Source organism: Mesocryomonas lacus, assembly GCF_055730105.2.
Map to the genome: position 1 here is coordinate 493,095 of NZ_JBUZWF020000001.1, position 17,057 is coordinate 510,151.

General features: G+C 67.5%; 9 protein-coding genes and 1 tRNA gene. 6 read left to right on the forward strand and 4 right to left on the reverse strand.

Going from position 1 to position 17,057, the window contains the following annotated elements; all coding sequences use genetic code 11:
- The first annotated feature begins 187 nt into the window (after positions 1 to 187).
- From ACZLZQ_RS02130 to ACZLZQ_RS02145, 4 genes are all read left to right on the forward strand, one after another.
- The gene (locus ACZLZQ_RS02130; protein ID WP_472947906.1) at positions 188 to 940 is read left to right on the forward strand and encodes a TVP38/TMEM64 family protein; all 753 of its coding nucleotides are present in this window, start codon (positions 188 to 190) and stop codon (positions 938 to 940) included.
- Positions 937 to 2,379 carry a dihydrolipoyl dehydrogenase family protein gene (locus tag ACZLZQ_RS02135; protein ID WP_472947907.1) on the forward strand — a complete coding sequence of 481 codons (1,443 nt, stop codon included), beginning with the start codon at positions 937 to 939 and terminating at the stop codon, positions 2,377 to 2,379. The genes ACZLZQ_RS02130 and ACZLZQ_RS02135 overlap by 4 nt, the downstream gene beginning before the upstream one ends.
- 57 nt (positions 2,380 to 2,436) lie before the next feature.
- Positions 2,437 to 3,954, forward strand: a complete 1,518-nt coding sequence (locus tag ACZLZQ_RS02140; protein ID WP_472947910.1) for a sensor histidine kinase — start codon at positions 2,437 to 2,439, stop codon at positions 3,952 to 3,954.
- Positions 3,955 to 4,109: 155 nt separating this feature from the next.
- Positions 4,110 to 4,186 (forward strand) — tRNA-Arg (locus tag ACZLZQ_RS02145).
- Between the two features lie 217 nt (positions 4,187 to 4,403).
- Here the strand turns inward: ACZLZQ_RS02145 and ACZLZQ_RS02150 are convergent.
- Positions 4,404 to 5,870 (reverse strand): metal-dependent hydrolase family protein, encoded by a 1,467-nt coding sequence (locus ACZLZQ_RS02150; RefSeq protein ID WP_472947911.1) that lies wholly within the window; start codon positions 5,868 to 5,870, stop codon positions 4,404 to 4,406.
- Between the two features lie 441 nt (positions 5,871 to 6,311).
- Between ACZLZQ_RS02150 and ACZLZQ_RS02155 the strand changes: the two genes are divergently transcribed.
- On the forward strand, positions 6,312 to 10,619 hold the full coding sequence (locus ACZLZQ_RS02155; protein WP_472947912.1) for a glycosyltransferase: 4,308 nt from the start codon (positions 6,312 to 6,314) through the stop codon (positions 10,617 to 10,619).
- Between the two features lie 170 nt (positions 10,620 to 10,789).
- Entirely contained in the window at positions 10,790 to 11,746 is a 957-nt protein-coding gene (locus ACZLZQ_RS02160; protein ID WP_472947914.1) for a rhamnan synthesis F family protein, read from the forward strand.
- A gap of 18 nt (positions 11,747 to 11,764) precedes the next feature.
- Here ACZLZQ_RS02160 and ACZLZQ_RS02165 read toward each other — a convergent pair whose 3' ends face one another.
- From ACZLZQ_RS02165 to gmd, 3 genes are all read right to left on the reverse strand, one after another.
- Entirely contained in the window at positions 11,765 to 14,953 is a 3,189-nt protein-coding gene (locus ACZLZQ_RS02165; RefSeq protein ID WP_472947915.1) for a glycosyltransferase, read from the reverse strand.
- 136 nt (positions 14,954 to 15,089) lie between these two features.
- Positions 15,090 to 16,019, reverse strand: coding sequence for a GDP-mannose 4,6-dehydratase (locus ACZLZQ_RS02170; protein WP_472947916.1), 930 nt, complete (start codon positions 16,017 to 16,019; stop codon positions 15,090 to 15,092).
- A 63-nt stretch (positions 16,020 to 16,082) separates the two neighbouring features.
- Entirely contained in the window at positions 16,083 to 17,057 is a 975-nt protein-coding gene (gene gmd / locus ACZLZQ_RS02175) for a GDP-mannose 4,6-dehydratase (protein WP_472947917.1), read from the reverse strand.

Below are 17,057 nucleotides of genomic sequence, written 5' to 3' on the forward strand. Positions count from 1 at the left end.
CTTGCGCCCGGTCGTCGTCGTTTGCGGCCATGAGCGCTCAGCGAGGCCGCGCTGTCCATCGACCAGTGCCTCCCCGCACGAACTCGTGCAGAGCGCGCTATGGCGGCCACGCGTAGGCTGCGGCAATGGACGCCGGCGCCTATCCCCCCTAGAAGGCGAGACTGGCGGCAAGGGTTAGACAGTACCAATGCAGGTTCAGTCATGGTGGCGCTATGCGCCCATCGCGCTTATCGTCGCCGGACTGGCGCTCGCCTATGCCTGCGGCGTCAAGGAATACCTGTCGCTCGATCAGCTCTATGCCAGCCGGACTGCGCTGAAGGCTGCTGTCTCCAAGCACTTCGTCCTCGCGGTGACCGGATCGGTGGTTCTCTATACCATCGCCATCGCCTTCATCTTCCCTGCCCCGGTCATCCTCACCGTCGCCGCCGGCTTCCTGTTCGGCTGGTGGATCGGCGGCCTCATCGCCATCCTCGGCGCGACGATCGGGGGAACCCTCCTGTTCCTCGCGGCGCGGTCGGCTTTCGGGACGGTGCTGCGAAACCGCGCGGGCACTGGCGTCCAGCGCTTCGCCGAAGGTTTTCGCCGCAATGCCTTCACCTACCTCCTGGCGCTGCGTTTGACGCCGCTGCTGCCGGTCGCCGCCCTCAACATCGGCCCGGCGCTGTTCGACATCCCGCTGAAGACCTTCGTCCTCGCCACCATCCTCGGCATCATTCCGGGGGCGATGACCTATGCCTTCCTCGGCAGCGGCCTGGAGCGGGCGCTGAAGATCGCCGGCAAGGTCGACGGCCTGTCGCTGAGTGACCTGATGACCTGGCAGCTGACCGTCGCGCTCGTCGGGCTGACCGCGCTGTCGCTGGCCGGCCTCGGCCTGAAGAAGTGGGTCATCCGGCCGGACCCGGCGGCACAGCCCGCGGCAGGTCCGGCGGGCCGTCCGTGAGCCGCGGCCGCAAGACCGGCGTGCTGACGCCCGACCTCTGCATCATCGGCGCGGGATCGGGCGGCCTCAGCCTTGCCGCGGCCGCCGCGGCTTTCGGCACTTCCGTCGTCCTCGTCGAACGGGGCAAGATGGGCGGCGACTGCCTGAACCATGGCTGCGTGCCGTCCAAGGCCCTCATCGCCGCGGCGCGGCACGCGGCGGCGATCCGCGCGGCGCCCGCTTTCGGCATTTCGGCGGGGCCGCCAGAGGTCGATTTTCCCGCCGTCATGGCCCATGTCCGCGGGGTAATCGCGGCGATCGCCCCGGCCGATTCAATCGAACGGTTCACACGCCTCGGCGTCGACGTGATCGCCGCCGAGGCGCGTTTCGTCGATCCGCAGACGGTGATCGCCGGCGGCACGCTGATCCGCGCCAGGCGCTTTGTCCTCGCCACTGGCTCGAGGCCGAGGATACCGGCGATCGAGGGGCTCGCCACCGTGCCTTTCCTTACCAACGAGACGCTGTTCGCGCTCGACACCCTTCCCCGGCACCTCCTCGTCATCGGCGGCGGCCCGATCGGCCTCGAAATGGCGCAGGCCTTTCGGCGGCTGGGCTCGGCCGTCACGCTGGTCGACAGCGGCACGGTGCTGAAGCGCGACGACCCGGACCTTGTCGCCATCGTCCGCGATCGGTTGATCAGCGAAGGGGTCGACATCCGCGAGACGACGCAAGTGCTCGGCGTCTCTGGCGGCGCCGGGGAGATCGCTCTGACCCTCAGTAGTGCCGGCGGGGCGCGGGAGACCGTTACCGGCAGCCATCTCCTCGTCGCGATCGGCCGGGAGGTCGACAGCGGCTCGCTCGGGCTGCGGGAAGCCGGCATCGCGGCGGACAGGTCGGGCATCACCGTCGACAAGAGCCTGCGCACCGCCAACCGCCGGGTCTACGCGATCGGCGACGCCGTGGGCGGTCCGCAGTTCACCCACCGCGCCAACCATCATGCCGGGCTGGTCGCGCGGGCCGTCCTCTTCCGGCTGCCGGTGCGCGAGAACCTCGACGGCCTGCCGCACGTCACCTTCACCGACCCCGAGCTTGGCCATGTCGGCCTCACCGAGGCGGCGGCGCGGGCGCGTGGGCTCAGCGTGGAAGTGCTGACCGTCGGCTATGGCGAGAACGACCGCGCGCAGACGGAAAAGCGCACCGATGGGCTGCTGAAGCTCGTGGTGGGACGGCGGGGACGGCTGCTCGGCGCGAGCGTCGCGGGCACCGGCGCAGGCGAGGTCACCAACCTGCTGGCGCTGGCCCTCGCCCGGCGGATGGGCATGCGGCAGCTGCAGGATTTCATTTCCCCCTACCCGACCTTCGGCGAGATTGGAAAAAGGGCGGCGACCGCCTATTTTGCTCCTTATGGGCGCCGCGGGTTCATTCGGGCGGCGACGCGCTTTCTGGCCCTCTGGGGATAACCGGACAGTTCATCCGCCACCCCCGCGCCCAGCAGGACCTCGAAGGATCAGATTTCATTGTACTGGCGGCGTGAAACCCCCGAGGCATGGCGCCGGAAAGGTGCGACGACGGCGCCGCTGCGCCGGCTGTCCGGCCGCCTGCTCGTCCTGACCATGGTCGCGGTGATGATCGCCGAAGTGCTGATCTTCGTGCCGTCGGTCGCCAATTTCCGCAAGGAATGGCTGCGCCAGAAGATCGAGACCGCAGCGATCGCCGGCCTGACCGTCGAGCAGGTCACGGTCGAGGGCGGGCCGGTGCTCGGGATCGAGCAGCAAGCGGGCCTGCTGCGCGCGCTGGACGCCCAGCTGATCGCCATCGTCGACGGCGGCGTGTCGCGGCTGCTGGCCCGCAGCGACGATCTCGGCGCCATCGAGATACAGGTCGACCTCGGCACCCAGAGCTGGCTGCGCCTCATCGGCGGCGCCTTCGACACGCTGCTGTTCGGCAGCGACCGGACGATGCGGGTCTACGGACCGGTCGGCGACGCCGGGATGACTGCCGAGGTCGTGGTCCAGGAAGCGCCGCTGCGCCGGGCGATGCTGGGCTATTCCCGCAACATCTTCGTGCTCTCGCTGGCGATCGCGAGCTTTGCCGCCATCCTCGTCTATCTCGCGATCTCGGCGCTTTTGATCCGGCCGATCACTGCCATGACCCGTTCGATGGTCCGCTTCGGCGAGAACCCGGCGGATGCCGACCGGATCATCGTCGCGTCCGGCCGTGCCGACGAGATCGGCTTTGCCGAGGCGGAGCTCGCGGAAATGCAGACGGCGCTCGCCAAGACCTTGCGCGAGCAGCGCCACCTCGCCGATCTCGGGCTCGCCGTTTCGAAGATCAACCATGACCTTCGCAACATCCTTGCCTCGGCGCAGCTGATTTCGGACCGGCTGTCTGACCTCGAGGACCCGCGGATCCAACGCTTCGCCCCGCAGCTGATCCGCAGCCTCGACCGCGCCCTCGTCTACACCCAGTCTGTCCTCGCTTACGGCCGGGCGGTCGAAAGCCCGCCGGCCAAGCGCAAGGTGCGGCTGCGGCGGCTGGTCGAGGATGTGATCGAGACCCTCGTCGTGTCCAGCAGCATCGAGGTCGTCAACGCGGTCGGCGAGGCCTGCGAGATCGACGTCGATCCCGATCAGTTCTACCGCGCGCTGAGCAACCTCTGCCGCAACTCGGTCCAGGCCTTGGAGAGCGAGGACAGCGAGGCCGTGGTGCGGCGCATCACCATCGCGGCGCGCCAGCTGCCGGACAGCGACACGCTGATTTCCGTCGAGGATACCGGCCCCGGCCTGCCAGAGCAGGCGAGGCAACACCTCTTCAAGGCGTTTCGCGGCTCGACCCGCGCCGGCGGCACCGGGCTTGGGCTTGCCATCGCGGCTGAGATCGTCGAGGCGCACGGCGGCAGCATCACCCTCGGCCCCGACATGCCCGGCGCCCGCTTCGACATCATCCTGCCCGCCCGGCCCGCCGCAGCAATCCGCGCTCCCTCCGACGTTAATCCGCGCGTCCCCGTGGCCGGCACGGTCGGCACGGCGGGGTAAGCAAGCGCTGGGTCGGCGGCAGTCTCAGCCGGCCCGATGGCAGGAGAGCGCGACATTCCTGCCCAACTTTCTTGCCCGACCGTCTTGCATTTGCCGGCACCAGCCTTTAGTACCCGCTCACTGCCGGACGGGGACACGTTCTCCACCGGCCGGTCGCGCCCGTAGCTCAGCTGGATAGAGCACCAGACTACGAATCTGGGGGTCAGGAGTTCGAATCTCTTCGGGCGCACCACTTTAATCTACATTCCGCACATGTCAGCGCCGGGGCCAGAAATGGCCTCCGCGATCGCTGAAAGGCGAGTCCGCCCCGAATAGGGACTGACGATCGCCGCCCAGCCGCCTGCTTCGCTGACGCGCGCTCGATTGCGTCAGCAGCGCCTGCGTTAGATGGCAGCCTGCTTGAGACGAGGACGAGCAAACTCCCAGCCTGCGCCGGCCGCCGATCCCGCTTACGCCCGCAGCTCGTTCTTGTAGACGAGCCCGTCCTTCATGATGATCTTGAAGTTCGCATCGGGATCGGCGACGAGGTCGATGTCATCGGTCGGATCCCCGTCGACGAGGAGGAGGTCGGCCAAGGCCCCCGGCTCCACGACGCCGAGCTTGCCGGGATAGGGAGAGCGCAGACCGGACATGGCGAGAAGTTCGGCATTCGTACCCGTCGCCATCTTCAGGATTTCGATCGGGCTGTACCAGCGCTTCATCTTCGCGAGTTGCGCCCCCTGGCGCGCGGTCATCCGGGCGTCGAACAGCGTGTCGGTCCCCCAGGCGGTCTTCAGCCCGTGTTTCTTGGCCAGCGCATAGGCCGTGTCGGTGCCGCGCGACATCTGGATCTGTTTCGCCCGATTGGGCGAGCCCTCGGGTTGCCGGTTGGCATCCGCGTCGTCGAGGAAGGGCTGGGCACACAGCCAGACCGCCTTCTCGGCCATGATCGCCGCGGTCTCGTCGTCCATCAGCTGTCCGTGCTCGATACAGCGCACGCCGCTGCGGACCGCCATCTGGATGGCGCGCGGCGTGTAGGCGTGGACGGCGACATAGGTGCCCCAGTTCTCGGCGGCCTCGACCGCGGCCCGGAACTCCGGCTCGGTATACTGGCTGACGTCGAGAGGGTCGTAGTTCGATGCGACGCCGCCCCCCGCCGACAGCTTGATCTGGCTGGCGCCCATCATCAGCTGCTCGCGCACCCGCTTCAGCACCTCGTCGACGCCGTCGGCGATCATGCCGCCGCCGACGACCTCGCCGCGGCTGAGCGGCGCGCTGGCGGCGGCCGGCACCTCGTAAGGCAGCCGGAAGTCGCCGTGGCCGGAGGTTTGCGAGATCATCGCGCCGGACGGCCAGATGCGCGGGCCGCGGACCAGTCCGGTATCGATCGCCCGCTTCAGGCCGAAGCTCGGTCCGGCCATGTCGCGAACGGTGGTGAAGCCGCGCATCAGGGTCTTCTCGGCCTCGTCCGCCGCGACGAGGTTGATGTAGCCGACATCCGCCGTCAGCAGCGTCGTCAGGCTCAACGCCGCCATCATCGCGTGCCAGTGATTGTCGATCAGCCCGGGCATCAACGTGCGCCCGCCGCCGTCGATGACGAGGTCACCCGGACCGGCCACCCGTTCGCCGGCCTCGACCGACAGGATCGTGTTTCCGGCGACGACCACCGTGATGCCGTCGCGGAGCCGATCCGAAACCCCGTCGAACAGCCTGACGTTTCGAAAGACGACCGGGCCGGGCGGCGGCGCCGGGGACCGGGCACGGGACTCCCCCGCCCCGAAAGCCGAAACCGCCAGAACAGCGCCCGCCCCTGCCAGGACGGAGCGGCGGGAGAGCCGTTGCGTCAGGAGACCATTGAGCCGTGCAAAACCCGGCTGCCGGCAAAGGCATCCGCCTGCGACGCCCAAAGCTTCGTCGGCCAGCGCGCAATGGAACATGACAGCCTCCGCCTGGTTCGCATGCCTTATATTTTTTCTACATTTATTAATGCTTTGATAGACCGTATCAGAGCCACTGCTCCGACAGCAACAGCCGACTCGTTTGGGTGGAATACATATCGAACTAAAAAGAAATACAGATGAGGGGATTAAACCCTCATCCCGTCACCCCGCACGTCCCGAACGCCACGCTTTCCCGAGACCGCAAGGCCTGCCAACCTTCCCGCCCTGGCGACAAGCGTCGGGACGCCAGAAGGACGGATGCGGTTTGGCTCCGCAAGGCACTTCGCCAAGGGGCCCCGCGCACAAGAAGCGCCATAGCGGCGGACGGTCGCATTTCGCCGACAGATCGTTGGATTGCCTCAAATCAGCGTTTAAAGGTACCGCGAATGCTTTCGCGCCTGCGGCAGCAGGCTCGACCAACCCGGCAAGAGGCCTTGCGTGACGTCATCTCCCCAGCCGTCCGACGCCCCATCCGGCAAGGATGAGCCGGCACTGCCGAACGACCCGGCATCGTCTCAGGGCGACGCTTCAGCCCGGCGGATCGCCGAGCTCGAGCGAAGCGAAAACGCCCTTCGCCAGGCGTTCGACCGGGCCGAGGCCGCGCGTGAAAAGGCGAGCGCTGCGCGGGACAGGGAGAGCGCCTGGGCGCGCGAGCTTGCGCAGCGGGCGAGCGAGGCCGTCAAGCGCGCGAACGAGGCCGCGCTGCGTACCCAGAATGCCGAAAGGCAGATCGAGCGGCTGACGCATGAAAGCGCCGACCGACAGATGGAGGCTGCCAGCCTTGCGGCAGCGCTGAGCGCGGAGCAAGCAGCAACCGCGGCCGTCAGGGCCGAGCGCGATGCCGTGCTGACCTCGACGTCGTGGCAGGTGCTGACGCACGTGCTCCGGCTGGCCTCGCGCGTGCCGGCACCGGTGCGGTGGCACGGTCGCCGCATCCTCAAGGCACTCTGGTGGGCGGCGACCCCGTGGAAGACGCGCCAGCGTCTCGCGCTCCTGCGCCAGCGCGGGGAGCCGGGGGAGTTGATGGAGACGCTGGCGCCGCTGTTCGCCCCCGCCGATCCCGACAACCAGGCTTATCAGGACTGGATCCAGCTGTTCGAGACGCAAGGTGACCGCCCGGCCGAACCTTTTGTCGACCCGGACGGTGCCACGGTCCTGCGGTTCAGCATTCTCGTTCCGGGCGCCGTGTCCGACGGCGCGCCCGCCGACGAGGGCGCGCTAGCCGCCACGATCGCCTCGCTGACGGGCCAGCTCTTCGCCGACTGGGAATGTCTCATCGCCACGCCCGAGGGATCTCCGGCGATCGGCGATGATGGAAGAATCAAGCGCGTGACAATCCCCGCCTCGGCCAGCCGGGGAGCGGTCCTCGCCGCCTTGGCCGGAGAGGCAGCCGGCCGTTTCGTCGCCGTGCTCGATCCCGGCGACCGGCTGGCGCCGGGCAGCCTTGCGGCAATCGCCGGGGCGACCGACGGCAGGCACGACATCGCCGCCGTCTACGGGGACGAGGACGAGATGTCGGCCAGCGGCGGCCGCAGCCGGCCGCAGTTCAAGCCGTCCTTCTCGCTGCAGCTGCTGCAGGCCTACAACTATTTCGGCCGGGGCACTTTCCTGGCGCGGACCGCCGTCGCCGCAGCCGGCGGTTTCCGGCCGAGCGATGCAGCCGGGGCGGAATGGAGCCTGAACCTCCGGCTGGCGGACGGGACCGGGACAAGCGGCGAGGCGATCTTGCGGGTTCCCCAGGTTCTCTGCCACCGCGCGCCCGGCAGCGACCGGGACCGCCCGGCGCCCGAGAGCATCGCGGCCGCGGACCACCGCGCGGTGCTTCGCGGTTACTGGCAAGGGCTCGGCATCGACGAACCGGCGGTGGAGACGCAGCCCGACGGAACCCAGCGCTCGTCCTGGGCCATCCCCGACGCGCTGCTGGTTTCGGTTATCATTCCGAACCGCAACAATGCCGAGATGCTGCAGCGCTGCGTCCGCGGTCTTCTCGAGGAGACCGCCTATCAGCGGCTCGAGATCATCATCGTCGAGAACAATTCCTACGATGCGGCGATCTTCGATCTTTATACCGAGCTCGAGCGCGACGAGCGGGTTCGCGTCGTCACCTTCAGCGGCGCCTTCAACTATTCGGCCGTCTGCAACCGCGGCGCCCGCGAAGCCCGCGGCGACTACCTGCTCTTTCTCAACAACGACATCGAGGTGGTCGAGAGCGGCTGGCTCAGCGAACTGGTGCGCGTGGCGAGCCTTCCCGGCGTCGGCATCGTGGGCGCCAAGCTGCGCTATCCCACCGGCGAGCTTCAACATGCCGGCGTCGGTGTCGGCATCCACCTCTTCGCGCTCCTATCCTACAAGGCGGACGAAAGCGCATGGGGCCCCTTCGGCTCGACCAACCAGACCCGCAACTGGCTGGCCATCATGGGCGCCTGCCAGATGGTGCGGCGCGAGGTCTTCGACCGCGTCGGCGGCTTCGACGAGGCCTACCGCATCGCCAACAGCGATGTCGCGCTCTGCCTTCGCGCGCACCGCGCCGGCTGGCGGACCGCCTATACGCCCTTCGCCGTCCTCACCCATCACGAGGGCGCCAGCCGCGGGCACGAGAACCCGATGGAGGACATGGCCCGCTCGGCGCAGGAGGTGCGGCGCCTCGGTGTGGACGAAGACCCCTATCTGCATCCCGCCCTCAGCCCCCACCAGCCGGCCATCGCGCTTCGCCAGCCGGGCGAGCCGGACATCAGCGACAATCTGAAGACCATCGTCTTGCGCCTCCTATCGGAACACCCGCTGCGGGAGACCGAGCTCGACCTCTACGACCTCGCCGAGGTCCAGGCGGCGACGGAGCTGCCGTCGGCTTCGCTCCTCTGGCCGCCGCAGCCGGTGGCGGCCATCGCCGACCATTGGGGCGCGGTGCGCTGGATCATCGATCTCCTGCGCACGCGGCAAGATCTGCGCCAGCGGTTTCCGAAAGCCCTAAGCGGAGGCCCACAAGGCGCGTTTATCCGCTGGCTTGCAGCAGAGGGTGCCGACCAGCTTCGTCTGCCGAGCGAGGCGCATCGTCACATCGCCGATGCCCTCGGTGGAGACCCCGGCGCCGCCTGCCTCAGCACCTATTTCCACCGCGGCGATCTCCGGGCGGCCTATCCGCTTGGCCTCGTCCCGGCCGGCCAAAGGGGACTGGCTACCTGGCTGCTGCGGCATGGCGACGACGAGGCCGGACTGCGCCTCGAGGCAATCTGGTGGTTTCTCATGGCAACGGCAGAGGATCCGGCCGCCGCCCTCGTCAAGACCTACCGCTTCACCCCGGCCTGGCAGCAGGCGCACCCTGCCGGCTTGACGCGGTTCGGCGCCGACGCCTTCGCCATCTGGCTGTCCGAGCGGTATCTGATCCCCTCCTCGGCGTCCTGGCTGCGGCCCGAACATTGGCAGCCAGGCCTGACGCCGAGCGAGGAGCTGAGGCTCGCCTACTACGCCCGTGCGGACTGGCAGGCCGCCCATCCGAACGCCTTTGCGACCCCTGAGGGCGCGGCGGCGCTGCTCGCCTGGCTCGGCGGCGGCAATGGATCGCTGGACGCGGGGCTGACCTCGTGGTGTGCCGATCGCGCCGGCGACGGCACCGCGGCAAAACTCGCCCTTCCCGGTGCCACTATCCTCGGGCATTTCTGCTACCCGTCGGGCCTCCGCGTCTCGGCGGAATCTCTGTCTGGCGCGATTGCCGTCGGTGGCGGCGGGGTGTCGCAGCGCGATCTGCGCACCACCTTGCGCGACGAGCCGCACCACGACAGCTTCGGGGGCCTGGAAGCCTACGACGTCACCATCATCCACGCCCAGCCGGATCCGCATTTTGTCGGAGCCTACGAGGTCGCGGATCTGGCGGAGCGTTCGCCGAAACCCTACCGGATCGGCTACTGGTACTGGGAGTTCGACGAGGTGCCGGCGCACTGGGCCGAGCGTGCCGCGACGGTCGACGAGGTCTGGACGGCGACGGAGTTCGTCGCCGGCGCCCTGCGCAAAACCTTGACGGTCCCGGTTCAGACGCTGTTCCCCGGCGTCCGCCTGGCGCCGTTCCGGGTGCGCCCGCGCGAGGCTTTCGGCGTGCCCGGCTGGCGCGAGGGACGCTTCACCTTCCTCTTCTCGTTCCACATGAGCAGCATCATGGAACGCAAGAACCCGCTCGGCCTCATCCGCGCCTTCCGCCAGGCGTTCGATCCGTCCGAACCGGTCGACCTCATCCTGAAGACCACCACCAACGGCTATGAGGGCAGCGAGGTCGGCGAGCTCCTGCAGGCCATCGAGGGTGCCAACATCTACATCATCGACCAGACCTTCACGGCGGACGAGACGCTGTCGCTGACCGAGGCCTGCGACGCCTACGTGTCGCTGCACCGGAGCGAGGGCCTCGGACTGACGATGGCCGAGGCGATGATGCTCGGCAAGCCGGTGATCGCCACGCGCTATTCCGGCAATCTCGACTTCATGACCGACGAGAACAGCCTCCTGGTCGACTGCGATATCGTAGAGCTCGGCCGTGACATCCCGCCTTACGAGGCGTCCTACCACTGGGCCGAGCCATTGACGGACCATGCCGCTAGGCTGATGCGCGGGCTCTACGACAACCCGGCACGGGCGGCTGCTCTTGGCGAGCGGGCCAGGGCCGACGCCAAGAATCACCTGTCCGTCGAGGCTGCCAGCGTGCGGATTCTCGAACGCCTGAAGGCCATCAAGGCAGACCAGTCATCGCGCTTGGCGTGAGAGGGCTGCGCCTTTATGGCGCTGCCGGGCTCTAGCGACCCGCCGCCTGCCTCGATGCCGCGCTGTCGCGGCACCCAATGCGCCGGTCGGCGAGCCCGGGGCGCTTACTGCATTGACCCGCCAGGTACCGCCGGAGATAAGGCCCCGGTTCGTCGCTCGGTGGGACCGTCATGCCGCTACCCGTATCTTCGTCCGCAACACCGGTGACGGTTCTCGTCCACATCCACTACCCCGAGATCTGGCAGGAGATGTCGGGCCTTATCGCCCGGCGGCTGACCCTCCCCTTTCACCTGGTGATGACCACATCGCGCCCGATGGGCGATCTCGCATTGCCGAAAACGCCGCATCTCCTGTCTCACCGCTCCATCATGGTGGAAAACCGGGGGCGGGACATCCTGCCGTTCCTGCGGGCGCTCGCCGAAACCGAGCACTTCGAAATCGGCCTGAAGCTGCACACCAAGAAATCGCCGCAGCGGGCCGATGGCGCGCAATGGCGGGCCGAACTGCTGGATTCCCTCCTGCCGTCGCCGGAGGGCACCGAGGCGATCGTGGCGAAGATCGCCGGTGATCCGCGGATCGGCTTCGTGACACCCTCGGGCTTCTGCCTGCCGGTAAAACCCTGGATCCTCGTCAACGGACCGGCGATGCAGCGGACCATGTCGGTGGTCGGCGACGGCCTCACCGACGGGGACATGGAGGGCGCCTATTTCGCCGCGGGCAGCATGTTCTGGTTTCGCCGTCCCGCTCTGGCGGCGCTGGCGGATGCGGGGCTTCCGCCGCTCTTCGAACCAGAGGAAGGGCAGCTCGACGGGACGATGGCGCATGGCATGGAGCGGCTGTTTCCGGTCGAGGCGCGGCGCCAGGGGTTCCTCAGCGTCGCGATGCCGGTCCTCATGGCCTCCGGCCCGGACACTCCGGAATCGAGCCTACTCTCGGCGACGCAGGCCCATACCGAAGAGCCGAACTTCCTGTTCCCCGCGCCCTACGTCTCACCCGCCTCGGCCGCCTTTGCCCCGCCGCCACCGGCGGTACCGATGCGGATACGTATTCTCCGCTTTCTTGCCCCAGCCTACCGTGCGCTTCCCGCGCCCCTTCGGCGTCTCCTCAAGAAGCTCGCCGGTCGCTGACCGCGACCCGCGCTGCGATCAGAGCTTGCGGGCGGCCGCTGGCGGCAAGGCCGCATGGATCTCGGCCAAACGCGTCTCGACGATCCGGCCGACATTGGCCGGGCCGTATCGCTCTTCGATGAAGGCCTGGCCGGCCTTGGCCTTCAGCGCGGCCTCCTGCGGATCGGCGACGACGCGGGCCATCGCCGCCGCGCAAGCCGCCTCGTCCGGATCGGCCCAGACCTGACCCTCGGCATAGACGTAGTCGTCGGGCCCGACCCGCTTCAGGCGGAAGGGGACGGGATAGCCGGTATCGTCGCGCAGAAACTCCGTGTTGCCGGAATAGTTCGTGGCTATGACGGGCTTGCCCATCGCCATGGCCTCCGCCATCCCGAGGCCAAAGCCCTCGGCGCGGTGCAGCGAGACATAGCAATCGGCAGCGTTCATCAAGGCGAACATGTCGGAACGCGACAGCGACCGGTCGATGATCCGGATCCGGCGATCATTCCGCGCCGCAGTGAGAAGCGCTTCCTTGATCTCGGGGAAATGGCCCTCCGCGCCCGTCGACTTGACGATCAGGCCGACGCGGCTCGACGGGTCCGGAAAGGCCTTTCGGAAGGCCCGCACCACCGCCAGCGGGTTCTTGCGCTGCGGGAACGAATAATAGTCGAACGAAAACAGGAAGTACCGGCGATCGTCCTCGAGCTCGAACCGGCTTCGGCCATCGCTCTCGACCTCCGGCAACATGACGCAAGGCGGGACCACCGTGATCGTCTTGTCGAAGATCGTTCGGAAGCTCTCGGCCACGAAGTCGTTGGGGGCCCAGATCTCGTCGACGGCCTCAAGTTTCGGACGCCAGCTTTCCGGCGCTTTTCCGAGTTCCCAATAGGTGCGCAGGACATTGTAGCTGCGGTCGAAGTGCAGTGCGCTGATGTTGCCGAAGACGGTCGCCAGCTCGTCGGGCGTCACCTCGATGACGTTGACGGCGTGGGCGCGGTTCAAATCGTAACGCTCGGGCATGTAGGGGCCCGCGCGGCGTCCCTCCACGCCGATGCCGAAGGGATAGATGGCGAACGGCGTGCGGGTCTTCAAAAGGGCCAGCGCCATGCCGCGCAGCGACTGCCCGAGGCCGAGCTGCGCATCGATGTAGCCTATCAGAAGCGCCGAGCCAGCGAGCGGCGCGATGCGGCGGCGGTAGACATCGAGGGCGGATTGGCCCGTCCGCCTCAGGCGCTTGCCGGCGCCTTGCCGCAAACGCACCACCCTGTCCGAACGAGACCGCAGGAAGTGTCCGAGTTCGCCGAGCGTCGCCCGGCTGGCATTGCCGAAGCCTTGCTCTTCCCAGAGCGTCCCGAGCTGCAGCGTCAGGCGCCCCGCCGTCTGGACCCGGCGCGCGGCAAGGCCGCTGAGGCGGCGCGCCATGAGCGAGGAGGTCCCGGCCTGCTCGCCGTCGAGAGCGATCGCCTGCACCAGAGGCTGTCGCCGCCTGAGGCTTTCGACGATGGCACTCGGATCGCGTGTCTGCAGCTGCGAAAGGGCGTGCCGCAGCGCCATTGCCGTATGGCGCAGGGTATATCGGTTGCGGACCTCGTAGAGCCCGCGCTCGCCTATCCGCCGGCGTTCGGCAAGGCCAAGACCAAAGCTGCCTTCCAGCTGGTGCAACAGCCCGTCGACATACGCCGCCGCCGTGCCCTGTTCCGGTGACGCCTCGCCGACCGCATCGCCTCCCGAAAACGAAAGCCCTCCCTCGAAAGCGAGCTCGCCGAGCGATCCGTCACGGCTGAACAGGCACGGCACCCCGCAAGCCTCGGCCTCGATGATGGTCATGAAGGCCTGATCGGCGCTCTCGCCAGCGATCGTGAAGTCGACGCTCCGGAAGATCCGCGCCCTCTCCTGCACGCTCACCGGCGTAAGCGTCTGGTAGACGTCGATCCGCTCGGCGTTAAAACGCGCGATCTCGAAACCCGACCAGCGATAGCTGCTGTCCGGCCTGGCCGGCAGTCCGGTCAAAAGGCCGGGCCCCATCAGGACCAGTCGTGCCGATTTTCCATCCGCCACGAAGCGGCGCCATGCTGCGAGGATGGCATCGGCGGACCGACGCTCCCCCTCGCCGAGAACGGCGAGATAGGTCGGCTCGTCGAAGAAACGGACGGCCGGACCCGACGGATGGAAGATGTCCGTCTCGACCCCGCGCGGGATGTGGAAGCAGTTGGCAAATCCCGCGTCGGCAAAGGCATCCCGCATCCGACGCGAGGCGGCGAAGACGGCGCGGTAGCGGTCCTTGTGGGCAAGCCAGCCTTCGGGAAGGTTGTCGCCCTCGAAGCTGGTGTAGAGATAGTCGCCGGTGTCGGCGTCCGCATGGGACAGGACGAGTTCCGGCGCATTCTTGTCGATCAGCCCGAAGCGCCGGAGGTAGGAATACAGCCGCCCGGTGCTGACATCCTTCTCTTCCTCTGACCGCGGGTCCGGCTCGGCCAGGTGGACGCCGAGGCCGAGATGCTTCTCAGCAAAGTAGAGCTTGTTCTTGGCGATATAGTCGGCCTTGCGGGCCAGCTTCTCCTGGTTGAAGGTCGAGCTCGAGAAATGGTCGATCTGCGAGGCCGGAAGATAGGCACAGCTGTAGCCCGCCTGCCGCAGGCGGAACCCGAAATCGGCATCCTCGTGGTAGAAGCCGAACTCGTCGTCCAGAAATCCGATCTCCTCGACCGCCGAGAGGCGGACGAGCGCGCAGGTCAGCTCGCAGAAGTCGGACTCCAGACGCGTCGCCGCCCCCTCGGCGGGGTGTGTGTCGTGGAAGAAATCGACCCGGTCGAGGTTCCAGAAAACCCGGTAGGACAGCGGCTGCTCGTTGCTGTTTTCCTCGATGATGTTCTGCGAGGGCGCGACGATGCCGAGCCGCGGATCGCGCTCCATCTCCGCCAGCATCTCGCCCATCACGTCGGTGCGGAACACGATGTCGTTGTTGGAGACGCAGACATAATCGAGGCCGCGGCTGCGGGCCAGATCGGCGCCGATGTTGCAGGCCTGCGTGTAGGTATGGGGATGGCCGAGCTGGACGATCTCGACCCCGGCCGCCGCGCACACGGCCTCCGTCGTGTCGGTGCTGCCCTGGTCGAGGACGACGATGCTGGACGGCGCAAAGCGCAGCGTCGGCAGCATCCGCTCCAGCAGGCGGCCGCCCTCGATCGACGGAATAACCATCAGAATCTTGTGCGACGGATCTGCCATATTCATTCGCTTCCTGCCTCGGAATCGTCCGAGAGTGACCGTGCCGAGACGGCATCGGAAAACATCTGGACCGGCGGTCCGATATATCCAGCTATGGATCGCCGCAAGTGTGCCGCGCGCCCGCCGCGAGCACCTTTCAGAGAGGGCGGTCCGCGGCCCGCCAATGCTCCAGCACGTCATGCAGCGTCGTCTCGAACGGGATGCTCGGAGACCAGCCGAGAAGCTCCCGCGCGCGGGCGCCGTCGCCGACGGCGCGCGCGATCTCGTTGGCGCGCATGCGCGCCGGATCCTGGGTGACCGTGATCGCCTGCGGGCTCATCGCCAAGAGCGCTTCCAGAACGGTCGAGATCCGGCGCGCCGTGCCGCTGGCGAGATTGATGGCGATCCCCTGCGGCAGGCTTTCAGGCAAAAGAGCCGCCAGCGCATAGGCCCTGACCACGTCCCGGACGTCGAGGAAGTCGCGCTCCGCCTCAAGATCACCGACAGCCACGACCGGCAGCTGCCGGCCCTTCTCGATCTCGGCGATCTGCCGTGCGAAAGCCGAGACGACATAGACGTCGGCCTGCCCGGGGCCGGTGTGGTTGAACGGGCGAAAACGCACCGTGTCGAGCCCGCTGCCGGCCATCTGCCCGAGCAGCAGATCGGCCGAGGCCTTGGTGACGCCGTAGAGGGTGGCCGGCTCTAGCGGCGCGCTCTCGGTCAGGCCCTTGGGGAAATGATTGAAGCTGCGGCCATAGGCTTCCGAGCTGCCGGCAAACACGAGCCGCGTCCGCGGGGAGCAAGCCAGAATGGCTTCCGCGAGGTTCAAGGTGCCGGTCAGGTTGACGTCGAAAGCCGCGCGCGGATCGCGGCGTGCCTCGGCGGGCGCCGCAATGGCCGCCAGATGCACCACGCAATCAGGCTGCAGCTCCGTCAGGGTCGCCCGGATCAGTCCGGTGTTGCCAAGACCTTGAATGCCCGGCGGAAAGAACGGCACCGCGGCGACGCCAAGCTCGGCAAAGTGACGCATCAGCCATCGCCCGACAAAGCCGGACGCGCCGGTGACCGCCACGCGGGGTTTCGTCAAGCTCGGTCTCCGTCGAGGCTTAAAAGGGAACAGGCGCGACCATGCCGGACGCGGCCTGCAGCTTCAAGGCCGAAGGCGCTTCAGGTCGGCGTCGACCATTTCCGTGATCATCTCTTCCAGCGTCGTCTTCGACTGCCAGCCGAGCTTGTTCCGGGCCTTGGTGGGATCGCCCAGGAGAACGTCCACCTCGGCCGGCCGGAACAGTTTCTCGTCGATCACCAGGTGATCGTCCATGGTGAGCCCCGCATGCTGGAAGGCGATGCGGCACATGTCGCGCACGGTCACGGTCCGCCCGGTGGCGATGACGTAGTCGTCCGGCTCGTCCTGCTGCAGCATCAGCCACATCGCCTCGACATAGTCGCGCGAATGGCCCCAGTCGCGTTTGACGTCGATATTGCCGAGACGAAGCTCGCTGGACAGTCCAAGCTTGATGCGCGCGACACCGTCTGTGACCTTCCGGGTCACGAATTCGAGGCCGCGAAGCGGCGACTCGTGGTTGAAGAGGATGCCACTCGAGGCATGGATGCCGAAGCTCTCGCGGTAGTTGACGGTGATCCAGTGCCCGTAGAGCTTGGCGACGGCATAAGGCGAGCGCGGATAGAAGGGCGTAGTCTCCGACTGCATCGGCTCCTGGATGAGACCGTACATTTCCGAGGACGACGCTTGATAGAAGCGCGCCCCCGGGCATTCCAGGCGGACCGCCTCCAGCACATTGGTAACGCCCAGCCCGGTGACGTTGCCGGTCAGGATCGGCTGCTGCCAGGAGGATTTCACAAAGGACTGGGCTGCCAGATTATAGACCTCGTCGGGCGCCACCTCGCGTACCATGCGGGTGAGGCCGGAAAGATCGAGCAGGTCGCCGTCGAGGAGTTGCACCCGGTCGGCGATGCCCAGCCACTTCAGGCGGACATCGTTGACTTCCGAGGTGCTGGAGCGCCGGACCAGTCCATATACCTCGTATCCCTTGTCGAGGAGGAGCTGCGAGAGGTAGGCGCCGTCCTGACCGAGAATGCCGGTCACCAGGGCTTTTTTCGTCAT